Source organism: Rhizobium sp. WYCCWR 11146, from assembly GCF_013591995.1.
GTDB classification, from domain to species: Bacteria; Pseudomonadota; Alphaproteobacteria; order Rhizobiales; family Rhizobiaceae; genus Rhizobium; species Rhizobium indicum.
The window spans coordinates 278,546-299,402 of the sequence record NZ_JACCEY010000023.1; the positions used below are offsets into that span (position 1 = coordinate 278,546).

Sequence of the window (20,857 nt, forward strand, 5' to 3'; positions counted from 1 at the left end):
CAAGCACCGTCATCATGCCCAGTCCGAAATGCTTTGAAGGAAGAGGTTGGCGGCCTTGGGCATCGGAAATTTCTCTCCGCTGATCAGCGCGTAGGCAACCGGCAGTTCCGGTTCGAGCGGAATGAACTGCAGCGGCAGCGTCGCATATTCGCGGGCGATGATCTCGCCGACCAGCGCAATGCCGAGCCCCTGCGCGGCCAGCGCGCAGGCACTCGCCACCGAATGCGCTTCGAGCAAGGGGCGTTGGCGGATGCCGGCCTTGTAGAACAACGCCTCAAGCTCATGACGAACCGGTCGCTCCCTGTTCAGCATGATCAGATCCTGCCCCTTCAGGTCGGCGACCGACAATTGGCGGCTGCCGGCCTTGGGATGATCCTTGTGCAGGGCGCAAATGACCCGCGACGACAGGATCTTCTCCTGTTTCAATCCCGGGCTCATCAGCGGCAGACGCGCGAAGCCGAGATCGGCCTCGCCGTCGGCCACCATCCGTTCAATTGCCAGATAGCTGCCGGATGCGACTTCGACGCGCATTGGACCATTCGCCGCGAGAAAGTTCTTCAGCAGCTTCGGAATGCGCGTCGAGGAAAGACTGGAGGGAAAGGCGAGCCGCAGCATGATCTCGCGCGACCGACCGCTCTCGAGCTCCATCGCCGCGGTTTTCAAGGCGCGTAGCCGGTCGGAAATGGCACGGATTTCCGGGCCGAGCTGCAGCCCCTCGCGGGTCGGTTGCAGCCGGTTCTTTTCCCGGTCGAAAAGCCGGACGCCGAGATAGTCTTCCAGTTGCTGCAACAAACGGCTGGCGTTCGATTGCGAGATCCCAAGCTCGACGGAAGCGGCAATCGTCGAGCCCGTCGCGGCGATGGCGTCATAGGCCTCGATATGCTTCAGGCTGATCGCCGCACTCGTGTCTCGCGCCATTCTATCTCCAACATCGATAGCCCTACCCGCAAACCGCATAAGATTGCGGACCTGCGGAAAGTTGAACATTTTCCGCTGAGAACCAAACTCACGGAAAGACTTTCGTCAATGGCCACCATTCTCCGGAAGATCGCGGAACAGCTCCTGTCGCGAACGACGTTCTCAGACCTCGCCATGGACCGGGCAAGAGATGCTGCGGTGGACACCATCGGCTGTATGATTGCAGGCAGCGGCGATGAAAGCGTTGCCGCGCTCACCCGCGCCTTCGAGGGGGAAATCGCCGGAGGCGGCGAAGCGCGGCTCGTCACCGGCGGCTCCGCCTCGCCCTCTTTCGCCGCACTCATCAACGCAACGGCGGCTCATGCGCTCGATTTCGATGACAATTTCCATCCGGCAAGGGCGCATGCTTCCGCGGTGCTGGTGCCTGCGCTGCTGGCGGTTCTGACGCGCGGCAAGGCAACAAGCGGAAGACGGTTTCTCGAGGCCTACCTGGCCGGGCTGGAGGCGCAAGCGGCGGTCGGCTTCGGCGTCAATCCCTCTCACTACAACAGAGGCTGGCACGCAACGGCGACGGTCGGCAGCATCGGGGCCGCGGCTGGCGTGGCACGGCTTCTCGGCGCCGACGAAAACGGCTTAGTCGCGGCGATGAGCCTCGCGGCGAGCTTCGCCTGCGGCCCGAAAGGGCAATTCGGCACGACCGCCAAACCGCTTCACGCCGGCATTGCCGCGCGCAATGCCGTGGACGCGGTGCGCATGGCGCTTGCGGGCATGAGCGGGCGGCCGGATATCCTCGAGCGGCCGCAAGGCTTCCTCGATCTTTTCGGCGGCGATAATGCCAAGGGCTGGGAAGACCTGACATTCGACGAGGAACATATCATCGAAAGCCGGGGCGTGGTGACCAAGCGCCATCCCTGCTGCGCTTCGACCCATCGCGCCATCGATGCGCTTCTGGATCTGAAGCAGGAGCATGGGCTTTTGGCGGGCGACATTGCCGGGATGGAGACGAAAGTCGGCATATCCGCTGTCCGCAACCTCGCTTATCCCAACCCCGCCGACGAGATGCAGGCCCGCTTCTCGATGCAATATTGCCTGGCAACAGCTTTCCTCAAAGGCTCCCTCAGCCTGTCAGACTTTACGCGGCAGGAGATCGAGCGGCCGGAAATCCGGGAATTCATGCCGCGCATAGAAATGCAGTCCTATTCGGCGGAAGAGGAAAAAGGCGTGGAGCGCCTCCCGCATGTCGTCACGGTTACGATGCGCGACGGGCGCATTTTGAACAAGTCTCGCTTGCATGCGAAGGGATCGCTTGAAGCGCCGATGAGCGTGCATGAACGTGAAGTCAAATTCATGGACTGCTTGCGCTGGGGAAATCGGAATGTGTCCGGCGCCGCTTTCCTGCAGCTTCGCGGGCTTGCCGATTCTGAAAACCTGTCCGGTGACGGGCCCTTCTGGAGCCTGATCACAGGCCATCAGTCGCCTTGACAGGCCGCGGGAACGGATAGGCGGCGGGGAATGGCTCCCCGCCGCAGCTCGTTCAAGACCGGCCTTCTCAGGCGAGGTATTTCGTAAACCAGTCGACCGTCCGCTGCCAGGCGAGCTTGGCTGCCGCTTCGTCGTAGCGGGGCGTGGAATCATTGTGAAAGCCGTGGTTGACGTCAGGGTAGACGTAGGCCTCGAATGTTTTTCCTGATGACTTCAGCGCAGCTTCATAGGCCGGCCAGCCCTCGTTGATCCCCTTGTCCAGTCCGGCATAATGGAGAAGCAGTGGCGCCTTGATCTTCGGCACGTCTTCGGCGCGCGGTTGCCGGCCGTAGAAGGGCACGGCTGCAGCAAGCTCCGGATAGGCGACCGCCGCGGCGTTGGAGACGCCGCCGCCATAGCAGAAGCCGGTGATGCCGACCTTGCCGGTGGTGAGATCGCTTTGCATCAAAAATTCGACCGCCGCGAAGAAGTCGTTCATCAGCTTTTCCGGGTCGACCTTCTGCTGCAGTTCCCGTCCCTTTTCGTCGTTGCCAGGATAGCCTCCGACTGACGTGAGGCCATCCGGCGCAAGTGCGATGAAACCCGCCTTTGCCACGCGCCGCGCCACATCTTCGATATAGGGGTTCAGGCCCCTATTCTCGTGAACGACCACCACGCCCGCGACTTTGCCGGTCGCGTTTTTGGGGCGGACGAGATAGCCGCGGACATCGCCATTTCCCTTTGGCGAGGGATAGGTGATGTATTCGGCTGATATATCGGGATCAGTGAACTCGACCTGGGTCGCCAGCGCATAGTCAGGGCTCAGCGATGAAAGAATGGCGGCTGCCGTAAGCCCGCCGACGGCGAATTTGCCGGCCCGGTCGAGAAACTCGCGCTTGGTAATTTTCCCGTGCGCGTAATAATCGTAGAGTTCGAGAAGTTCCTGAGGGAAATCCTTGGCTGTCATACGGGTCATGATGGCTCCTCCGTGCCTTCGGGTCTCGCATCATCCTACACACGTAAACTCACGAGTCTTTTCAACATTTCGCGAGTCCCGCGTGTGCTTGCCATGGCAATCGCTGCCTGCCGCGACGGGCGCTGAAATCGCCGCCCCTGCTTCAAGCGGCGCGCCCTCTTCCCTTTGGCAATCCGCGTCCGGCCGGTTGCAGCCAGCAATCGACCACCGGCTATCGATCTATGAAAATTAATTTCATGCTCGCGCTTCGATGCCCGTTTTCTATTGACGCCTCCCGATTTTTGTCCCAACTTAAAGAAAATAAATTACTAAATGGGAACTTGATCGGCATGAAAGTGGGAATCATCGGGCTAGGATTCCGGCTCGGCTATCTCGGCTATGTTTTCAAGGCAATCGATGGCAGCTTCGACATTGTCGGCTATGTGGATCCGGAACCCGCCGGACTTCCGGGATTGACGGAAAAGGGAATTTCAGTCGGCAAGGCCTATGGTTCGCCGGAAGAGCTTCTTGCCTCCGAAAAACTCGATCTGCTGATGATCGGCTCCCCCAATCACCTGCATCTCGACCATATCAGGCTCGGGCTTCAAGCCGGTCTCAAGGTCTTTTGCGAAAAACCGATCGTCACGACGATCGCCGAAAGCATCGAACTTGCCCATCTGATGGCAAAATTCGGCCATGAGCGACTGATGGTCGGTCTCGTGTTGCGCTATTCTCCTCTTTATAAGGATCTCCGCGCCATCCAGGCCGAGGGCAAGCTTGGTCAGATCGTGTCGATCGAGGCCTCCGAACATATCGAGCCTTATCACGGCGCCTTCTTCATGCGCGACTGGCGCCGCTATGAGCGCTATTCCGGCAGCTTCATGCTGGAGAAATGCTGCCACGACCTCGATCTCTATAATGGCGTCGCCGGCGCACGGCCGGAGCGCGTCGCCAGTTTCGGCGGCCGCAAGAGCTTCATTCCGGCCAACGACCCGGCGCGCGAGGGCATCAACGACCTCGAGCTTTTCCACCGCAAGCCGAGCGGATGGATGGGATCGGACAAGGTCTTCGACAGCGATGCCGATATCATCGACTATCAGGTCGCGATCGTCGAATATGCCAATGGCGTCGGCATGAACTTCCACACCAACCTCAACGTGCCCGATCAATTCCGCCGTTTTGCCATCATGGGTTCGCGCGGCATGGCCGAAGGCGATTTCGTCCGCGGTTATCTCGACGTTCACGAACAGCTGACCGGCAACAAGATTGTCGAAAACAAATATGCCGCTACCGAGCTCTCCCAGCATTACGGCGCCGATGAACAGATGGCGAGCGACCTGCTTGAAAGCGTGCGCACCGGGCTCGAACTTCCTGTTTCCACCCTGAATGCGCTCGAAGCCGGCATCCTCGCCTTGGCGATGGATGAAGCGAGGATGAAGAAAGCGGTCGTCGATCTCAGACCCGTCTGGGACCGCTTCGACGAAGCCCTTCACGCGAGAGCGGCTTGAGGAGGGCGGCAAGATGAGTGTTCAAAGAAGCACCTTCATCTTCGCTTGCATCCTTCTTCTTCCGGCTGTGCTCTATGTTCTAGCGATCGTCGCCTATCCGCTGGTCGATACCTTCATCCTCTCCTTCACCGACGCGTCCCTCAGGAAGACCACCAATTGGGTCGGCTGGGCCAATTACGAGAAGATCTTCAACGAGCGGTTTGCGGAAGTGATCATCCGCACCTTCATCTGGACGTTCTTCTCGGTCGCCCTGAAAATGGTGATCGGCACCTTCGGCGCATGCATGCTGAATGCCGCGGTCCCCGGCCGCTCCTTGTTCCGGCTTTTGACCATGCCGCCATGGATCGTGCCGATGGCGATCGGCATCTTCATGTGGGGCTGGATGTATAATGGCCAGTTCGGGATGATATCGGGCATGCTGCAGCGCTTCGGACTCGTCGACGGCCCTGTCGCCTTCCTCGCCTATGGAAACACCGCCTTCTGGGCAACGATCATCACCGACGTGTGGATCGGCGTGCCGCTGGTGACGATCTACTTCCTGGCGGCGATCCAATCCATTCCGAAGGATCTCTACGAGGCCGCCTGGACCGACGGCGCCGGCCGCTGGTACCGCTTCCGCCGCATCACGCTGCCGCTCATGGTGCCGGCGATCATCACCATGTCGATGCTCTCGCTGATCGCCACTTTCAACTCGTTCGACATCATCTGGATCCTGACGCAGGGCGGACCGAGCGGCGAGACGACGACGATGATCATCGATACCTATCAGACGGCGATCGGCTCGAAGAAATACGGTGAAGGTGCAGCGCGCGCCGTTTTGATCTGCATCTTCCTGTCGCTCTTCTGCTTCGCCTATTTCCGCGTCACCCGCCGCCTCAATCCGGAGAAACGCGCATGAGCAATGCAGCCATGATCGACCGTTACCGCTGGTGGGAAATCATCCTGATCTATTGCGGCATTGCGCTGTTTCTTTTCTTCGTGCTGTCGCCCTTCGTCGAAGGTTTCCTGGTTTCGCTGAAGCCGCTCAGCCAGCTTTTCTCCTCGCCCTATCGTTTCTGGCCGGAGAACGGCTCCTTCGAAGCCTATCGGACGATGTGGATCAGTGTGCCGGGCTTCGGGCGCTATATCTTCAACTCGTTCTTCATCTCGATCATCGTCACGCTGATCGTGCTCTGCCTCGTCATTCCGGCGGCCTATGCCTTTGCGAAGTTCGAATTCAGGGGCATGGGCATCCTGCTCGGCGCCTTCCTGACGGTGAACATGTTCTCCGGCGCCGTGCTGTTGATCCCGCTCTTCCGGCTGATGCGCAGCATCGGCGTGCTCAACACCTATCTCGCCATGATCGTGCCGGGCGTCGCCTTCCTGATCCCCTCGGCGATCTGGCTGCTGCGCACCTACATGATCCGTATTCCGCAGGAACTCAACGAAGCGGCCTACATGGATGGCGCCAGCCATTTCTACACGCTGCGCCGGGTCATCCTTCCCATTGCGATGCCGGGGATCATCGTCGTCGCCATCACCACCTTCATCGGCGCTTACGCCCAGCAATTCATCTTCGCGCTGACGTTCAACTCGAAGACCGAATACATGCCCTTGCCGGTGGGGCTCTTTGCTTACTTCGGCAAGCAGGAGGTCATCTGGAACGAACTGATGGCGGCTTCCTTCGTCGGTATCGCGCCGGCGATGGTCGTCATCTTCTTCCTTCAGCGCTACCTTGTCGGCGGGCTGACCGCCGGTGCGGTGAAACAATAAGACCAAAAAACGAGTGAACAGCTAACACAAGAATGGGAGTCACGACGTGAGCATTACCATCAAGACAGGCCTTATGGCGCTCGCCCTGCTCGGTTCGACGGCACTGACCGCCGTCACTGCCCAGGCGGCCGACAAGGAAATCAGCTGGATCTATTGCGGCGACACGATCGACCCGGTCCACACCAAATACATCAAGCAATGGGAAGAAAAGAACACAGGCTGGAAGGTCGCTCCCGAGGTCGTCGGATGGGCACAGTGCCAGGACAAGGCAACGACGCTCGCTGCCGCCGGCACGCCGGTGGCGATGGCCTATGTCGGCTCGCGCACGCTGAAGGAATTCGCGCAGAACGACCTTATCGTTCCTGTGCCGATGACGGACGACGAGAAGAAGACCTACTATCCGAACATCGTCAACACCGTGACCTTCGAGGGCACGCAGTGGGGCGTTCCGATCGCCTTCTCCACCAAGGCGCTCTATTGGAACAAGGATCTCTTCAAGCAGGCTGGCCTCGATCCCGAGACGCCGCCGAAGACCTGGGCTGAAGAAATCGAGATGGCAAAGACCATCAAGGAAAAGACCGGCATTCCGGGCTTCGGTCTCTCCGCCAAGACCTTCGACAATACGATGCACCAGTTCATGCATTGGGTTTACACCAACAACGGCACGGTGATCGATGCCGACGGCAAGGTTACGCTCGACAGCCCGCAGATTCTCGCCGCGCTGAAGGCCTACAAGGACATCGTCCCCTACTCCGAAGAAGGCCCGACCGCCTACGAGCAGAACGAAGTCCGCGCCATCTTCCTCGACGGCAAAGTGGCTATGATCCAGGCAGGCTCGGGTGCAGCCGACCGCCTGAAGGCAACGAAGATCAGCTGGGGCATCACGACGCTGCCGCTCGGCCCCGACGCCAAAGGCCCCGGCACGCTGCTGATCACCGACAGCCTGGCGATCTTCAAGGGTTCGGGGGTCGAGGACAAGGCGACGGAATTCGCCAAGTTCATCACCTCGCCGGATGTGCAGTCGGAATACGAACTGCAGGGCGGCGCCGGCCTCACCCCGCTGCGGCCGTCTGCAAAGGTCGATGAATTCGTCGCCAAGGATCCCCACTGGAAGCCCTTGATCGACGGCATCAGCTACGGTGGTCCCGAGCCGCTCTTCACCGACTACAAGGGCTTCCAGAACTCGATGATCGAGATGGTACAGTCCGTGGTGACGGGCAAGGCCGAGCCGGAGGCAGCACTCAAGAAGGCTGCCGGCGAAGTCGAGGCGTTCAAGTAAGCCTCTTTGGGGTCGCGGGATCGCGGACGGCAACAGCCCGCGATCCCCCTCCTGCAGCGCCGCATGTCTTTTCGCAGTGCGGCGCTGTAACACCTTGAATTGCTGCATAATTCCTTAAATCGAATCCAATGTAAGGAATCATGCAGTCACGATGATCGAATGTGCGACGAAGGCCGCCAGCGGAGACAGATTTTTGGGACAGCTCCTTCTCAACAAAGTTCAGAAGTTCTATGGCGACTACGAAGTTCTGAAGGGCGTGCAGCTCGATGTGAAGAACGGCGAGTTCGTCGTCTTCGTCGGGCCCTCAGGCTGCGGCAAATCCACCCTGCTGCGCATGATTGCCGGTCTCGACGCGACGACGGCGGGCGACATCGTCATTGATGGTATCAGGGTCAATGATCTGCCGCCGGTCAAGCGCGGCATCGCCATGGTGTTCCAGTCCTACGCGCTTTATCCGCACATGACTGTTTTCGAGAACATCGCCTTCCCGCTTCGGGTCGAAAGGATGGAAGAGGAAAAGCTCAAGGCCAAGGTGGAAAACGCGGCGCGCATCCTTCACCTCGAACAGCGGCTGCAGCAGAAACCCGGCATGCTGTCCGGCGGCCAGCGCCAGCGCGTCGCGATCGGTCGCGCCATCGTGCGCGAACCGAAGATATTCCTGTTCGACGAGCCGCTTTCCAACCTCGACGCAGCACTTCGCGCCGACATGCGCATCGAGCTTGCCAAGCTGCACAGGCAGTTGAAGGCAACGATGATCTATGTGACGCACGACCAGGTCGAGGCGATGACCATGGCCGACCGCATCGTCGTGCTGGATTCCGGCGATATCTCCCAGACGGGCGCGCCGCTGGAGCTTTATCACAAGCCCGCAAATCAGTTTGTCGCCGGCTTCATCGGCAATCCGAAAATGAATTTTCTTCCCGTGACCTGCAAGGGCGTCAGCGCCAATGGCGTCGAGGTGGATTATCAGGGCCAGACAGCCGTGCTGCCGGTGACGCCGCGTGACGGCATGGCCGGCAAGGCTTTGACGCTCGGCATCCGGCCGGAGCATATCCAGCTCGGCGGCGGCGATATCGTCTTTAAGGTGACGCCGACGGTCATCGAGCGCCTCGGAGCAAATACGGTCGCTTACGCCTCGCTGAATGGAGAGTCCGAGAATTTCTGCGCCATGCTGCCGGGCAGCGTCGGCATCCGTGCGGACGCGCCTGTCGCAACCGGCATCAATGCCGCAGATTGCCATCTCTTCGACGAGGCGGGCATTGCTTTCGAGCGGCGCGTCGAGCTGACCGAAATCGATATGAATGTGATCAATCCGACGGCGGCTTGAACCGGCGGCCAGGGCGGCGTTTTTCCTACCGGGGGTCGGCTCCGGATACGGGCCAAACGACGCCCTAAGCAATTTTGGCTGCTCGCCGGTAGGGTTCGGGTGATTTTCACCCCACGAACGTCGTTGGACAATCTCCTGCAGATGGCAGAGTCGGGCCCATTTGCGTCATAACAACCTTCGGCCCAAAGCGGACATTTTTCCGTTGTCGACCTTCGGCGGCTTTGCGCTGTCATTTCGGCCGTTGAAGCATACCTTGCACCTGCCGGAAAGCGGACATCGTCTAGTTTCAAGGTAACGGCATCTTTGCGCCGCCGATAGCGGAAGTAAGCGTCGTCGCCTTCATGTCTCGGCGAAGCTGCTTAAATGTTTCGCAAAGCATCCTGTCTTCATTCTGGGCTACGGGCTCATCGCCACCATGATGCAAGGCGGTCCAGCGGAAAAGTCATGCGAGACTCGGGCTGGTTGACGCGTTTTGTGGAGCGTCTGAATAAGCTTGGCACTGCGATCCAGACCGCCGTTCTCGCACAGCGCATATCCCGTTGATCAAGTCCTCGAACGCGTCGGGATTGTCCCCACCCGCTGTCACATCTCCGGCAGGCCGGCCTTTCGGAAGCCGTCAACAAAGTGGTCTCGTACAGATGCATCGCGCAGCGGCTGGGAGCTGAGCCAATGGCCGATCGTGAAATGAGGGTGGGCGATCAGGAACAATTCTGCTTCTCGCCGCGCCTCCTCATGGTGGCCCAACTGCGCAAGCGTAGCAGCCAGGAATTTGCGTGAGTTGGTACGATACGTGTCTTTCCTGCGGAGCGTAGCGGCTGCCGCCTCATAGTCACGCGCGGCGTATTGCGCCTGCCCAAGATGACAAAGATACCAGCAGGCTGGGTAGGGATTGAGCCGCAGAGCTTTTTCGATCTGCGCCAGTCCGTCGGCAACCCTGCCGTCCAGCACGGACATGTCCGACATGGCGGCCCAGGTGTCGGCGTGGTTGGGGTCCAGCTCCAGGGCCTTGGCGAAGGCGGCCTCCGATTCCTCCCATCGCCGCTCATAAGCCAAAATGGTCCCCAGAACATAACGGCAGCCGGCATCGTTGGGATCCAGGTCGACCGCCTTCTGCGCGAACGTCGCCGCCATCCGACGGTTAGGATCTTCGGGCTCGCCGAAATGAGTCCAGGCAAGCCAACGGTTATAGGCGAGCAGACCGAGCGCCTCGGCATATGATGGCTCGAGCTCAACCGCGCGTTGGAGCAGCATATAGGCCTCACGCTCAGTTTGCGGCGACTCTTCCGTCAGGAGGCGGGCGCGCACACACAGATCGTACGCCTCAAAGTTCTTCGGCCGATTGCGCGGCGTCGGGATGGTCAGCCGGCCAACGAGGGCTTCAACAATCTTGGCGTTAACTTCATCCTGTAGTTCGAAAACATCTTCCACCGTCCTGTCAAACCGGTCGGCCCACAAGTGCTGGCCGGCAAGCGTGTCGACCAATTGGGCATTGATGCGGACACGGCCCATTGCGCGTCTGGCGCTCCCCTCGAGGACATAGCGGACGCCGAGTTCCTGGGCGACCAGCCGGACGTCGACCGGCTTGCCCTTGTAGACGTACACGGAATTGCGCGCGATGACGAACAGACCAGCCGTACGGGAAAGGTCGGTGATCAGGTCTTCGGTCAAGCCGTCGACGAAAGGCGCGTCCGCTTCATCCCCACTCATATTCGTGAACGGCAATACAGCGATCGAGGGACATTCGGGCAGCGGCAATATGCTCTGCAGCGCATCCGGCCAATGCCACACGTGGACCGGGCGAGTCAGGTTCTTCAGGTAGCGTTCGCCTGCATCAATGAACCGGTCGCTAATCTTGCCGACGATCTCGCCGTGAACATTGGCTGAAATGCAGATGCCTCCCGGTGCGGCCTGCGTCTGGAGGCGCGCCGCGACATTGACGTCGTCGCCGAGGACGTCTGAACCGTCGTCAATGACATCTCCCAGATTGACGCCTACACGCAAAAGCAGGCGCCGGTCTCCGGAAGCCTCAACAGCGGTGGTGGCCCGTTGCATTTCCAACGCTGCTGCGACCGCGTCCACCGCGCTACCGAATTCGATTAGGAAGCCGTCGCCCATGACCTTGAAGATGCGACCGTGGTAGCGCATCACAGCCGGCTCGATAACGCCGGAACGGAGTTCCCTGAGGTTCGCCAGCGTTGCGGCTTCATTAGCTTCCATCAGGCGTGAATATCCCACCACATCGGCAACGACGATGGCGGCAAGGCGACGCTGAATAGATTGATCCGTCATGTGAGGACAAGCCTAACGACCGAGTTCGCAAGTTATTGTTCAACCGCGGGTGAGTCAACAAGTGGTAAAGAGGTAATGTCCCGGCGATCTCCACCTCCATCGAGCCGTCATCCTTCTTTGTGACCGACGGCGTCGAGGTGGACGACACGGAAATGAGTATCCACGGAAAGCGGACGGTTCTTGAACGTCTGGTGATGGGCGGCGAGCGAGGGCCTCGGCGGAAGTGCCCAGTTCTGTCCCGGGGGAGACCCGAGCTGCAACTGCGCTATGTCTGCATTTCTGGCTAACTTTCCAGATGCGGCCAGTCTCCTTCCGGCCCCAAATCGGTCACTCACTCAATCTCGCCAAATGTCAGCCCTTGGCGCAACCAGGTCATCCCTTGCGCGCACGTCTCGCAACATCAGCTACTGTATTTTGCTGATACGGAGATCGCGAGCGATCCACCGATAACCGCAGCCTTCGGCAATCGGCATCATTTTGCTCCAGCCGGAACCGCCCCCTACCAGACGAGACCGCGGGCGGCGACCTGCTCGACGCGGGTGACGATGCCGCCCCGATGGAAGACCATCGTATCGAACAGATTGGACACCACGCAGGTGTGGTTCGGGATGATGAAGAGCTTCTCGCCGATCTGCGGCCGGGGGCCGGTGCAATTCGACAGGTCGATCACGCCGTGTTCTTCCGAGAGGCTGCTGATCCGCGCCTCGGGATAACCGACGATCAGCCCGTAGTCGCTAAAACCCTGAAGATCCGATGTCAGCGCCTTCGACCCGGCATCGATGACGGCGCGGTCGGCGTTTGGCCGCGACACGACGGTCGCCAGCACATGCATGGCGCAATCGTCCTCGGTGCAATGGCCCATGCGCACCATCTGGCGATCGTTGTAAATATAGGTGCCGGCGCGGTGTTCCGTGGCCGAGGTGACGAGATGCGCCTCGAAGAGGCTCGGCGTTCCGCCGTTGCTGACGATCGGGCAGGTTATGCCTTCCGTTTTCAGCTGCTTGAGCGCCTCTGTGATGAAGGCTTCCACGGCGGCGGCCGATTGCGGCTTCGGATAGGTCACGATGCCGCCGAAGGTGAGGCCGTCGGCAGCGGCGATGCGCTTGGCGAGCGAGGCCGCCTCACCCGGCGTCTGCACGCCGCAGCGGCTGCCGCCGGTATCGCATTCGACCAGAACCGTGAGCGGCTTGTGGCCGGAGAAATGTGCTGCCAGCCCGTCGACCGTCACTTCGCTGTCGGCGACGACCTTGAGGGCCGAAATTCTCTCGTTCAACTTGGCCAGCCGCTCGAGCTTCTGCGGTCCGAGGATGTTGAAGGTGATGAGGATGTCCTCGAAGCCTGCTTCGGCAAAAACTTCGGCTTCCGTCACCTTCTGGCAATTGATGCCCTTGGCGCCCACGGCAACCTGCGCGACGGCGAGAGCCGGGATCTTGTGCGTCTTGATATGCGGGCGGAAGTTCAGTCCGTGCTGATCCATATAGGATTGAACGCGGTCTATGTTTGCCGCCAGCCGGTCTTCATCGATCACAGGACGCGGCGTCGAGAGATCGGCGATCCTGTCGCCTGCCTTGGCGATGACGGCAAACCGGTTGTCATGCATCTAGGCGGCTCCGCGTTCTGGTCCATGTGGATCGGCGATGATCGGCCATATGGTCTTCGGTGCCCGCCGGTATGGCGTCGTCGCCGGATTATTGGGATAGGGCGTTCCTGCAGAGCAGTAAAGGATCTCGGCCGCGATCTTCGAGAAGGACGCGAAGAAGTGGTTGGTGGATTTGATCACCAGGATCTTCTGCCTGGCGGGGTCGATGCCCATCGCCGAAAAAAGGCTCGGATCGAAGCTTTGAGCGCGTGTGGAATTGAGGATGATGTCGAGGCCGTCAAGCACGATATGTGCGGCATCGCCGAAAGGTGCGAGGCTCTCGCCGAACTGCATCTCGGCATTCTTCAGCAGCTTGACGATCTTGACGGTGCCATCGATGGGATTGCCGGTGCCGGGCGCCGACTTGGCGCCGAAGCGCAGCGGAATTTCTGCCCCCTCGCCCGCCGCAAAACAAATCTGGACGGCCACCGGATCCCAGATGGTACCGATCGCGGCATTCGTGACGCCGCGGGCGATCAGCTCTTCGAGGATAACCGTCGCATCCCCTGCCGTGCCGCCGCCCGGATTGTCCCAGACATCGGCAATGACGACAGGCCATGCGGTGGCGGCCATCGCACGCGCGACGGCTTCCTTCTCGTCGATCTGCGGGACCATGAAGGTGCCGCGCTTCGAAAACAGCTCGAGGCCGAGTTCGCGCGCCAAAGCCGCGCCCTTTTCCGGCCTATTGTCCGTCACGACAAGCAGCTTCGTTCCCATTTCGGGAACGTCGCCTACCATGAAGCCGTGGATCACCGAGATCGACAAGACGTCCGGATCATCTTTCTCGATCTGCATGATCTTGTCGACGAAGGAACGCATGGGCTCGCGCGATGTCGGGAAGACGTCGATCATCTTGCAGTCGAACACCGACATAACAGGCTTGATCCTGCCTTCGAGCGTTTCGACCGCAATGCGCCAGAGATCCTCAGCACGGTCGACGAAGTCCGTATGCGGAAACTCTTTGAAGTAGACGGCGAAATTAAGCGCAGCGACGCGTTTTGCAGTGAGATGGCTGTGCGGATCGAGTTCGGCGCAGATGAGGACATCAGGCCCGACGATCTCGCGGATGCGCGACAGAAGATCGCCTTCGGTATCCTCGTATCCGGCAGCCACCATGGCGCCATGCAGGCCCATGACGACGGCGTCGACCGGCATTGCTGCGCTGAGTTGGCCGAGGATCTCGTCACGCAATTCCTCGTAGGTCGCCCGGTTGACGAGGCCTGCGGGGTCGGCCCAGGTGGCCGTTCCTTCGATCAGTTCCCAACCCTTTTCTCGGGTGACGCGCCTTCCGACGGTGATCGGCGCGGTGCAAAGCGTTGGTGTTTCGGGATGCTGGCCGGGCGGGGCATAGAGAGAGGCTTCGAATGCGCGACGATCCACGCAGATCGGGGAAAAGGTGTTGGTCTCGGTTGCCAATGCTGCCGTGAAAATGCGCAAGAAAGTCGCCTTCGCGTTGTCGGCCCCGCGTCAACCCATCGGGTTCGGCAGGTAGCCGGTGAAACCTGAGATTTTCCAGCGTCCTTGGTGAAGCCTGCAATAATAGAGCGTCTGCCATTGCATGACGTCTCGGGTCCCGTCAGGCTTGGAAATGCCGCCGTCGAATTTCTTGCGGACAAGCGCCATGTCGCCTTCGATCTCGATATCTTCCAGCGTCGTCGTGGTGAAGATCGCCGTACGCGTATCTTCTGCGAAACTCTGTTTGGCGAAATCCTCCGCCTGCCTCAGCCATTCCTGGCGATAGGCAGACAGTGTCGGAAATGCGAGGCGCCACTTGTCGGGGCTGACTTCCTTTCGGCCATCAATGCCGATGAAGCCCTCTTCCACGAAGTCATGTTCGACCATCGACCAGTCTGCTGCCAGAAAGGCATCGATATCGCGCGGAACGAGCATTTCCCAGATAGCGTGCCGGGCGCTGTCGGACGGGAAAGGATTCTTGAAAGGATCGCGCATATCTGCCCCAGATTGAAATTCTTTTCATAAAACGTGTTTTTCACTGGTCAAATTCTGCTTTCTATGGTCACTTGTCAACTTATCAAGAAAATAATTTGCAAGGACTTCAGCATGCCCATCAAGCGCTATGGCACTGTTCAAACGGGCGCCGGAGGCAAGGCGCTGCCTTTCGCACGTGCGGTCGAAGCCGACGGATGGCTGTATGTTTCCGGGCAGGTTGCGATGGAAGATGGCGAAATCATCGACGGCAACATCATCGCCCAGACCCACAAGACGATTGCCAATGTCCTTTCGATCCTCGATGAAGCCGGATACGGTGTCGAGGACGTCGTGCGCGTCGGCGTCTGGCTCGATGATCCGCGTGATTTCTGGACCTTCAATAAAATCTATCAGGAGTATTTCGGCGAACATCCGCCGGCACGCGCCTGTGTGCAATCGTCGATGATGGTTGATTGCAAGGTTGAGATCGACTGCGTGGCCTATAAGAAGAAGGATAGATAGAGAACTATCGGGGGGACGGGCTTGGATATCTTTTCAACGCTGCAGGAAGACAAGAGTCGGCTCTCTCCCTCCGAGAGCCGCATCGCGGAGATCATCGTCAACGACTTCGAGTTTGCCGTGAATGCCTCGATCATCGAGCTCGCGGAACGGGCCGAGGTATCGCCGCCAACCGTTACCCGCTTTTGCCGGCGGCTCGGTTGCGAGAGCTTTTCCGACTTCAAGGTGCAGCTTGCCCGCACCGCCCATATCGGCGTTCGTTATCTGAAACCGGAATCGAAAAGCACCGATCCGGCTGATGTCGCCCAGGATATCATCACCAAGGCCCAGAACGCGCTCTTTCTCCTGCATCGGTCGCTCGATCTTGCCGCGATCGAAGCCGCCGTTTCGCATATTGCCAAGGCCGATATGATCTATGCGTTCGGGTCGGGCGGCAATTCGTCGATGATCGCCGACGAGCTCCAGAACCGCCTGTTCCGTCTCGGGCTTCGCATCACCGCAAGTTCCGACCACAGCATGCAGCTGATGATGGCTGCCGCGGCAAGGCCCGGCGATGTGCTGATCGGCTCGTCCTTCTCCGGGCGCAATATGGAGCTGGTGCGCGCCTTCGAGCTTGCCCGCCAGACCAAGGTGAAGACGATCGCGCTCACGCAGACGGAAAGTCCGGTTGCCAAGGCCGCCGAAATCGTCGTGCCGATCGACCTTCCCGAGGGCCACAATATCTATCGCCCGACCTCGACGCGCATAGCCTACATCGCGACGATCGATATCCTGTCGAGCCTGGTTGCCTATGCCGTTCAGCCGAAGGCGACGACCACGCTTCGGCGCATCAAGCAGCAGCTGGTCATTCACCGCGATGGCGACGACCGGCAATTGCTTGGAGATTGAGGTTCATGAACGGGAGCGACAGAAAATGACGCAGTCGATAGCCATCGTTACCGGCGCTGCAGGCGATATCGGCGCGGCGATCGCCGCACGGCTTGCCGATGACCACGACGTCGTGTTGCTCGCCGATATCGATGCTGCGGCTGCGGCTGCCGTGGCATTGAAGCTCGGGCCGGATAATCGCTTCGTCGCCATCGAATGCGATGTAACCAGCGAGACGAGCATAGCGGAATTGGCAAGACGCGCCGCCGACGTCGGCGTGGTTAAAACCCTGGTCAACAATGCGGGTGCCGCCCGCGCGACCAGCCTGCACGACACGACGCCCGAGATCTGGCGGGCGGACAATGCGCTCAATCTCGAAGCGGCATTCTTATGTTTCCGCGCATTCGAGCCCATGCTGACGGTTTCGAAGGGGTCAGTCGTCAATATCGCCTCGGTCAACGGCATGCATGTCTTCGGACACCCGGCCTATAGCGCCGCCAAGGCCGGCCTTTTGCATTTCACCCGGCTGGTCGCCGTGGAATACGGCAAGTTCGGCATCCGGTCCAACGCCGTCGCACCCGGCACGGTGAAGACGCAGGCCTGGGAAGCACGCGCGGCCGCCAATCCAAATGTTTTCGAGGAAGCGCGCCGCTGGTATCCGTTGCAGCGCGTCGTCGATCCGAAGGATGTTGCCAATGCCGTGGCCTTCCTCGCCGGCCCCCAGGCCGCCTCTATCACCGGTGTCTGCCTGCCTGTCGACTGCGGCCTCACGGCAGGCCAGGCAGAACTCGCGCGGACCTTCTCCCAATCGGAACATTACTGACATTCAGATGCCCGCATGAGCCGCCTTTTCCCCGACGTCTTCCGCAATCCGGCGATCCGCGCCAGCATGATCGCCATTTTCACCTTCGGAATGGCGGGGGCGATGACCGCACCTTACCGTTCGGTCGTGGGTATCCGCGAATTGGGCTTGAGCGACGGCCTCTATTCCTTCCTGAGTTTCGTCTCGGCGGCGGTGAACGTCGTCATCAGCATTCTGCTCGGCAATCTCGCCGACCGGCTGGGCGAGTACCGCTCGACGATGATCGGCGCCTGCCTCTTCGGCATCGTCGGCTACGGCATGGTCTACGCCTTTCCCACTGCGGCCATATTCGTCATCAGCGGGTTGCTGCCCCTGCCGATCTACGGGGCGCTGAACTCGCTGCTGTTTGCCAATGCGCGCGCGGCCATGCACGGCATGAACCGAAGCGACATGGTGACGGCCAACTCCGGCGTACGCGCCATGATCTCGCTGTCCTGGGTGCTGATCCCAGGGATAACTGGCCTGCTGCTGTCTGGCGCATCGAGCATGCTGCCGGCCTACCTCTTTGCCAGCATCTCATGTCTGCTCTGCCAGGGGATCATCGTCTTCGCCCTGCCGAAGCGGGCGGGAACGGAGATGGCAGCAGTTCATCATCTCAGCTATCTCGGCGCGCTTCGCCAGGTGGTTTCGCCGCGCATCTCGGCGCATATTTGCGGGGTGGCGCTCATCACCAGCACGCTGCATCTCAATGACGCCCTTCTGCCATTGATCGCCACCGGTGCCGCGCATGGCAGGCTGAGCGACGTCGGCATTCTCGTTGGCATAGTCGCATTGCTGGAAGTCGTCTTCATCATCGTCTGGTCGCGGATCGCGCGGAAGACCGGCCAGATGACGGCGCTGGCCGCCGGTACCATCATCTATGCCGTGTTCCTCAGCCTGCTCGGCTTTGCCTCCGAGCCGTGGCACCTCTATGCGCTCACCTTACTTGCAGGCATCGGAGCGTCGGCGATCATCACCATTCCGATCACCTATCTGCAAGATCTGATCGCCGACCGGCCGGGCCTCGGCAGCGCCCTGATCTCCGTCAATATCTTTGCCAGCGCCGGGATCGGCGCGCTGGTCTTTGCCGCAGGCACCTTTGTGACAGGCTATTCGGGAACCGCGATCCTGAGCGCCGTCACCGGATTGTCCGGAATAGCGATCATCGGCCTCTTGCACAGACGCGGTGTCCGTTGAGCAAATAAGTCGTTCCGAAGAATGGAGCTTTCATCGGTGTTCGTCTTGTGACAAGGGTGACGCACCATTTCCTTTGAAGGCGACATGAAGGCGATCTCCGGCACGAATCTCGAGCAGGCCAAGTCTCACAACCGGCGTGTGGTGATCGAGGCTGTCCGCACGAATGGTCCCTTGTCGCGGGCGGCGATCGCCCGGATGACGGCGCTGACCGCCCAGACTGTGTCCAATATCGTCGAGGAACTGGAGAGATCCCACCTTCTCGTCCCGTCCGAGGCGCAGAAGCTGGCGCGCGGCCAGCCGATCATCCCCTACACCATCAATCCGCGCGGCGCCTATTCGATCGGCCTCGAACTTGGCCGCCAGCGCGCAAGTGGGATCCTGACGGATCTCTCCGGCGCCGTTTGCGCGCGCATCGAGCGCCACGTCGAACATCCGGATCCGCAACGGGCCATGCCGGCTCTCCAGTCCATCGTCGAGGATCTCCAGCAAGCCTTCGCATTCGACCGGAATAGGCTGCTCGGCGTCGGGATGGCCCTGCCCGGCCGCTATGCCGATGGCGGCACCACCTCTCTCAGCCCGCTGAACCTGCCCGGCTGGCAGGATTTTCCCGTTGGGCACGAGCTGGAACAGCGGGTAAAAGTGCCGGTGCTGGTCGAGAACGATGCGACGGCAGCAGCGATCGGCGAGCGTCTTCATGGTGTCGCCCGCGGTTTGGGCAGCTTCGTCTATCTGTTTCTCGCCGGCGGCGGGGGCATCGGTGCCGGAATGTTCCTCGACGGCCACCTCTACAAGGGTAGCCGCAACAATGCCGGCGAGATCGGGCATATTATCGTCGAACCGCATGGCAAGCTCTGCAGCTGTGGCAAGCGCGGCTGTCTGGATCGCTACGTCTCGCCGGCCGTTGCCTATGAATACATGGGCATTGCCAACGCCGAGGAGCTGTCGCCCGACGATCTCGACGCGCTGATCGCCAAGGGCAGCGAAGGTCTCGACGCCTGGCTGGATCAGGCCGTCCAGCCGCTACGGCAGACCGTCGATTTTCTGGAGCTGGCCTTCGATCCGCAGACCATCGTACTCGGAGGCAGCATCTCGACGTCGCTGATGCTTCGGCTTGCAGAGCGGCTGGAGCCGTTGCACACCCCGATCGACCCCAATCAAAAACGGGCGGTACCCCGCGTCATGATCGGCACGACCGGCAAGGATACGGCAATCCTCGGCGCCGCCGCCCTGCCGATCTTTTCCGAAACCAATCCGCGCTTCGACGTCCTGCAAAAGCCGCTCGGCTAGCTACCTTCGCCCGGGAGATTGCCGAGGCCAGCCTCTCATCCACCTGCGGGCAGCCTCGCATCTGACTGCGGCGGGCGACGGGCTAGAGGTCGCGCAAAGATGACCACGTTGCCGAGAAGCGTCAGCGCCAGGCCGATCAGGCCTAGGCCGGTCCAGTGGTAGCCCTCGAATACCGTCGACAATGACAGGGCGACGATCGGGAACAGGACGGTGGCATAGGCGGCGCGTGAGGAGCCGATGCGCGACACCAGCATGAGGTAGGTGGTGAAGCCGATCACCGATCCGATTGCCGCGAGATAGAGCAGGGCGGCAAGATAGGTGATGTTAGGCGGCGCGACGATCGGCGTTTGCGTCACGGCAATTAGGAAGAGGAGGACGATCGCGCCATAGGTCATGCCCCAGGCATTGGCGGTCAGCGGTGAGATTCCGACCGCGCTGTTTCGACGCGATGCCATATTGCCCAGCGAGAAGAACAGCGTGCCAAGCGCTGCGAGCCCGATCCCTTTCAACGTACCCATATCGAAATCGACGACAACGTCCTGTCCGAAAAGGAGGAGAAGGCCGGTTGCTCCGAGCGCCGCTGCGAGAAGCGTGCGGCCTGTAATGCGGTCGCCGAAGAAGAGGCGCGCATTGACGGCATTGTAGATCGTTGCGAGCGAGAAGATCACGGAGATCAGCCCGGACGGGATAGAGGCGGCGGCGTTGTAGAAACAGATGAAATTGAGGCTGAACAGGCAGAGCGCTTGCGCAAGGATGAAAGGTTGATCGCGCAAGGCAGGCAGCTTGAGCCGCCGCATGACAGCCAGGATGGCGACGAGGATCACGGCTGCGACCGCAAATCTGTAAAAGACCGAGACCAAGACCGGCACGGGACCGACCTGCATCGCAATGGCGATCCAAGTCGTCCCCCATATGAGGACGGTTGCGATGAAGAGAGCGGCATTTGCCATGGAGTGATCCTCGTTTTCCCGACCAATAGGCGAACCGTGCGCAGGCCTCTTGCAGATTCTTGCTATCAAATCGATTTGCCCGGACTTCCGGCTCGCCATGCGGGTCGTCCGCCGTTATTGTTCGCGCGGCATGGTCAGG

18 protein-coding genes are annotated in these 20,857 nt (G+C 60.4%); 11 read left to right on the forward strand and 7 right to left on the reverse strand.

Features of this window, described 5'->3' with window-relative positions; translation table 11 throughout:
• Positions 1-12: 12 nt before the first annotated feature.
• Complete coding sequence (locus HX899_RS18895; RefSeq protein WP_171598000.1) at positions 13-987, reverse strand: LysR family transcriptional regulator; 975 nt, start codon at positions 985-987, stop codon at positions 13-15.
• A gap of 39 nt (positions 988-1,026) precedes the next feature.
• Between HX899_RS18895 and HX899_RS18900 the strand changes: the two genes are divergently transcribed.
• Positions 1,027-2,400, forward strand: a complete 1,374-nt coding sequence (locus tag HX899_RS18900; protein WP_181293060.1) for an MmgE/PrpD family protein — start codon at positions 1,027-1,029, stop codon at positions 2,398-2,400.
• 67 nt (positions 2,401-2,467) lie between these two features.
• Here HX899_RS18900 and yghX read toward each other — a convergent pair whose 3' ends face one another.
• On the reverse strand, positions 2,468-3,355 hold the full coding sequence (gene yghX, locus HX899_RS18905; protein ID WP_138331425.1) for a YghX family hydrolase: 888 nt from the start codon (positions 3,353-3,355) through the stop codon (positions 2,468-2,470).
• Between the two features lie 329 nt (positions 3,356-3,684).
• Between yghX and HX899_RS18910 the strand changes: the two genes are divergently transcribed.
• The 5 genes from HX899_RS18910 (at position 3,685) to HX899_RS18930 (ending at position 9,200) form a co-directional block, all read left to right on the forward strand.
• Positions 3,685-4,842: a Gfo/Idh/MocA family protein gene (locus tag HX899_RS18910; protein ID WP_138331654.1), complete on the forward strand. Its 1,158-nt coding sequence runs from the start codon at positions 3,685-3,687 to the stop codon at positions 4,840-4,842.
• A gap of 13 nt (positions 4,843-4,855) precedes the next feature.
• Entirely contained in the window at positions 4,856-5,740 is an 885-nt protein-coding gene (locus HX899_RS18915; protein ID WP_011655221.1) for a carbohydrate ABC transporter permease, read from the forward strand.
• Positions 5,737-6,594 carry a carbohydrate ABC transporter permease gene (locus HX899_RS18920; protein ID WP_003553169.1) on the forward strand — a complete coding sequence of 286 codons (858 nt, stop codon included), beginning with the start codon at positions 5,737-5,739 and terminating at the stop codon, positions 6,592-6,594. The genes HX899_RS18915 and HX899_RS18920 overlap by 4 nt, the downstream gene beginning before the upstream one ends.
• 73 nt (positions 6,595-6,667) lie before the next feature.
• On the forward strand, positions 6,668-7,873 hold the full coding sequence (locus HX899_RS18925) for an ABC transporter substrate-binding protein (RefSeq protein ID WP_138331655.1): 1,206 nt from the start codon (positions 6,668-6,670) through the stop codon (positions 7,871-7,873).
• 193 nt (positions 7,874-8,066) lie between these two features.
• Positions 8,067-9,200 carry an ABC transporter ATP-binding protein gene (locus HX899_RS18930; protein WP_164047142.1) on the forward strand — a complete coding sequence of 378 codons (1,134 nt, stop codon included), beginning with the start codon at positions 8,067-8,069 and terminating at the stop codon, positions 9,198-9,200.
• Positions 9,201-9,782: 582 nt separating this feature from the next.
• On the opposite strand, the gene HX899_RS18935 is transcribed toward HX899_RS18930, so the two are convergent.
• The 4 genes from HX899_RS18935 to HX899_RS18950 all read right to left on the reverse strand — a co-directional run bounded on the left by HX899_RS18935 (position 9,783) and on the right by HX899_RS18950 (position 15,078).
• A complete protein-coding gene (locus tag HX899_RS18935; RefSeq protein WP_138331427.1) occupies positions 9,783-11,489 on the reverse strand; it encodes an adenylate/guanylate cyclase domain-containing protein in 1,707 nt (568 codons plus the stop codon).
• A gap of 499 nt (positions 11,490-11,988) precedes the next feature.
• The gene (locus HX899_RS18940) at positions 11,989-13,089 is read right to left on the reverse strand and encodes a D-TA family PLP-dependent enzyme (protein ID WP_181293061.1); all 1,101 of its coding nucleotides are present in this window, start codon (positions 13,087-13,089) and stop codon (positions 11,989-11,991) included.
• Positions 13,090-14,565 (reverse strand): M81 family metallopeptidase, encoded by a 1,476-nt coding sequence (locus HX899_RS18945; protein WP_181293062.1) that lies wholly within the window; start codon positions 14,563-14,565, stop codon positions 13,090-13,092.
• Positions 14,566-14,595: 30 nt separating this feature from the next.
• A complete protein-coding gene (locus HX899_RS18950; protein ID WP_181293063.1) occupies positions 14,596-15,078 on the reverse strand; it encodes a hypothetical protein in 483 nt (160 codons plus the stop codon).
• 111 nt (positions 15,079-15,189) lie between these two features.
• Here HX899_RS18950 and HX899_RS18955 point away from each other — a divergent pair, with 111 nt between their 5' ends.
• From HX899_RS18955 to HX899_RS18975, 5 genes are all read left to right on the forward strand, one after another.
• The gene (locus HX899_RS18955) at positions 15,190-15,579 is read left to right on the forward strand and encodes a RidA family protein (protein WP_003553181.1); all 390 of its coding nucleotides are present in this window, start codon (positions 15,190-15,192) and stop codon (positions 15,577-15,579) included.
• Positions 15,580-15,600: 21 nt separating this feature from the next.
• Positions 15,601-16,464 carry a MurR/RpiR family transcriptional regulator gene (locus HX899_RS18960; protein WP_181293064.1) on the forward strand — a complete coding sequence of 288 codons (864 nt, stop codon included), beginning with the start codon at positions 15,601-15,603 and terminating at the stop codon, positions 16,462-16,464.
• Between the two features lie 25 nt (positions 16,465-16,489).
• Positions 16,490-17,266, forward strand: a complete 777-nt coding sequence (locus tag HX899_RS18965; protein ID WP_171597992.1) for an SDR family oxidoreductase — start codon at positions 16,490-16,492, stop codon at positions 17,264-17,266.
• A gap of 15 nt (positions 17,267-17,281) precedes the next feature.
• Complete coding sequence (locus HX899_RS18970) at positions 17,282-18,481, forward strand: MFS transporter (RefSeq protein ID WP_171597991.1); 1,200 nt, start codon at positions 17,282-17,284, stop codon at positions 18,479-18,481.
• 84 nt (positions 18,482-18,565) lie between these two features.
• Positions 18,566-19,768, forward strand: a complete 1,203-nt coding sequence (locus tag HX899_RS18975; protein ID WP_171597990.1) for an ROK family transcriptional regulator — start codon at positions 18,566-18,568, stop codon at positions 19,766-19,768.
• Positions 19,769-19,803: 35 nt separating this feature from the next.
• Here the strand turns inward: HX899_RS18975 and HX899_RS18980 are convergent, their stop codons facing one another.
• Positions 19,804-20,718, reverse strand: a complete 915-nt coding sequence (locus HX899_RS18980) for a DMT family transporter (RefSeq protein WP_181293065.1) — start codon at positions 20,716-20,718, stop codon at positions 19,804-19,806.
• Between the last annotated feature and the right edge of the window lie 139 nt (positions 20,719-20,857).

Excerpts from the sequence above, each read along its gene's own strand:
- HX899_RS18900 (WP_181293060.1), top strand. The coding sequence starts at position 1,027 with ATGGCCACCATTCTCCGGAAGATCGCGGAACAGCTCCTGTCGCGAACG.
- HX899_RS18965 (WP_171597992.1), top strand. The coding sequence starts at position 16,490 with ATGACGCAGTCGATAGCCATCGTTACCGGCGCTGCAGGCGATATCGGC.
- HX899_RS18935 (WP_138331427.1), bottom strand. The coding sequence starts at position 11,489 with ATGACGGATCAATCTATTCAGCGTCGCCTTGCCGCCATCGTCGTTGCC.
- HX899_RS18915 (WP_011655221.1), top strand. The coding sequence starts at position 4,856 with ATGAGTGTTCAAAGAAGCACCTTCATCTTCGCTTGCATCCTTCTTCTT.
- HX899_RS18925 (WP_138331655.1), top strand. The coding sequence starts at position 6,668 with ATGGCGCTCGCCCTGCTCGGTTCGACGGCACTGACCGCCGTCACTGCC.
- HX899_RS18980 (WP_181293065.1), bottom strand. The coding sequence starts at position 20,718 with ATGGCAAATGCCGCTCTCTTCATCGCAACCGTCCTCATATGGGGGACG.
- yghX (WP_138331425.1), bottom strand. The coding sequence starts at position 3,355 with ATGACCCGTATGACAGCCAAGGATTTCCCTCAGGAACTTCTCGAACTC.
- HX899_RS18920 (WP_003553169.1), top strand. The coding sequence starts at position 5,737 with ATGAGCAATGCAGCCATGATCGACCGTTACCGCTGGTGGGAAATCATC.
- HX899_RS18975 (WP_171597990.1), top strand. The coding sequence starts at position 18,566 with ATGAAGGCGATCTCCGGCACGAATCTCGAGCAGGCCAAGTCTCACAAC.
- HX899_RS18955 (WP_003553181.1), top strand. The coding sequence starts at position 15,190 with ATGCCCATCAAGCGCTATGGCACTGTTCAAACGGGCGCCGGAGGCAAG.
- HX899_RS18940 (WP_181293061.1), bottom strand. The coding sequence starts at position 13,089 with ATGCATGACAACCGGTTTGCCGTCATCGCCAAGGCAGGCGACAGGATC.
- HX899_RS18970 (WP_171597991.1), top strand. The coding sequence starts at position 17,282 with ATGAGCCGCCTTTTCCCCGACGTCTTCCGCAATCCGGCGATCCGCGCC.
- HX899_RS18895 (WP_171598000.1), bottom strand. The coding sequence starts at position 987 with ATGTTCAACTTTCCGCAGGTCCGCAATCTTATGCGGTTTGCGGGTAGG.
- HX899_RS18910 (WP_138331654.1), top strand. The coding sequence starts at position 3,685 with ATGAAAGTGGGAATCATCGGGCTAGGATTCCGGCTCGGCTATCTCGGC.
- HX899_RS18950 (WP_181293063.1), bottom strand. The coding sequence starts at position 15,078 with ATGCGCGATCCTTTCAAGAATCCTTTCCCGTCCGACAGCGCCCGGCAC.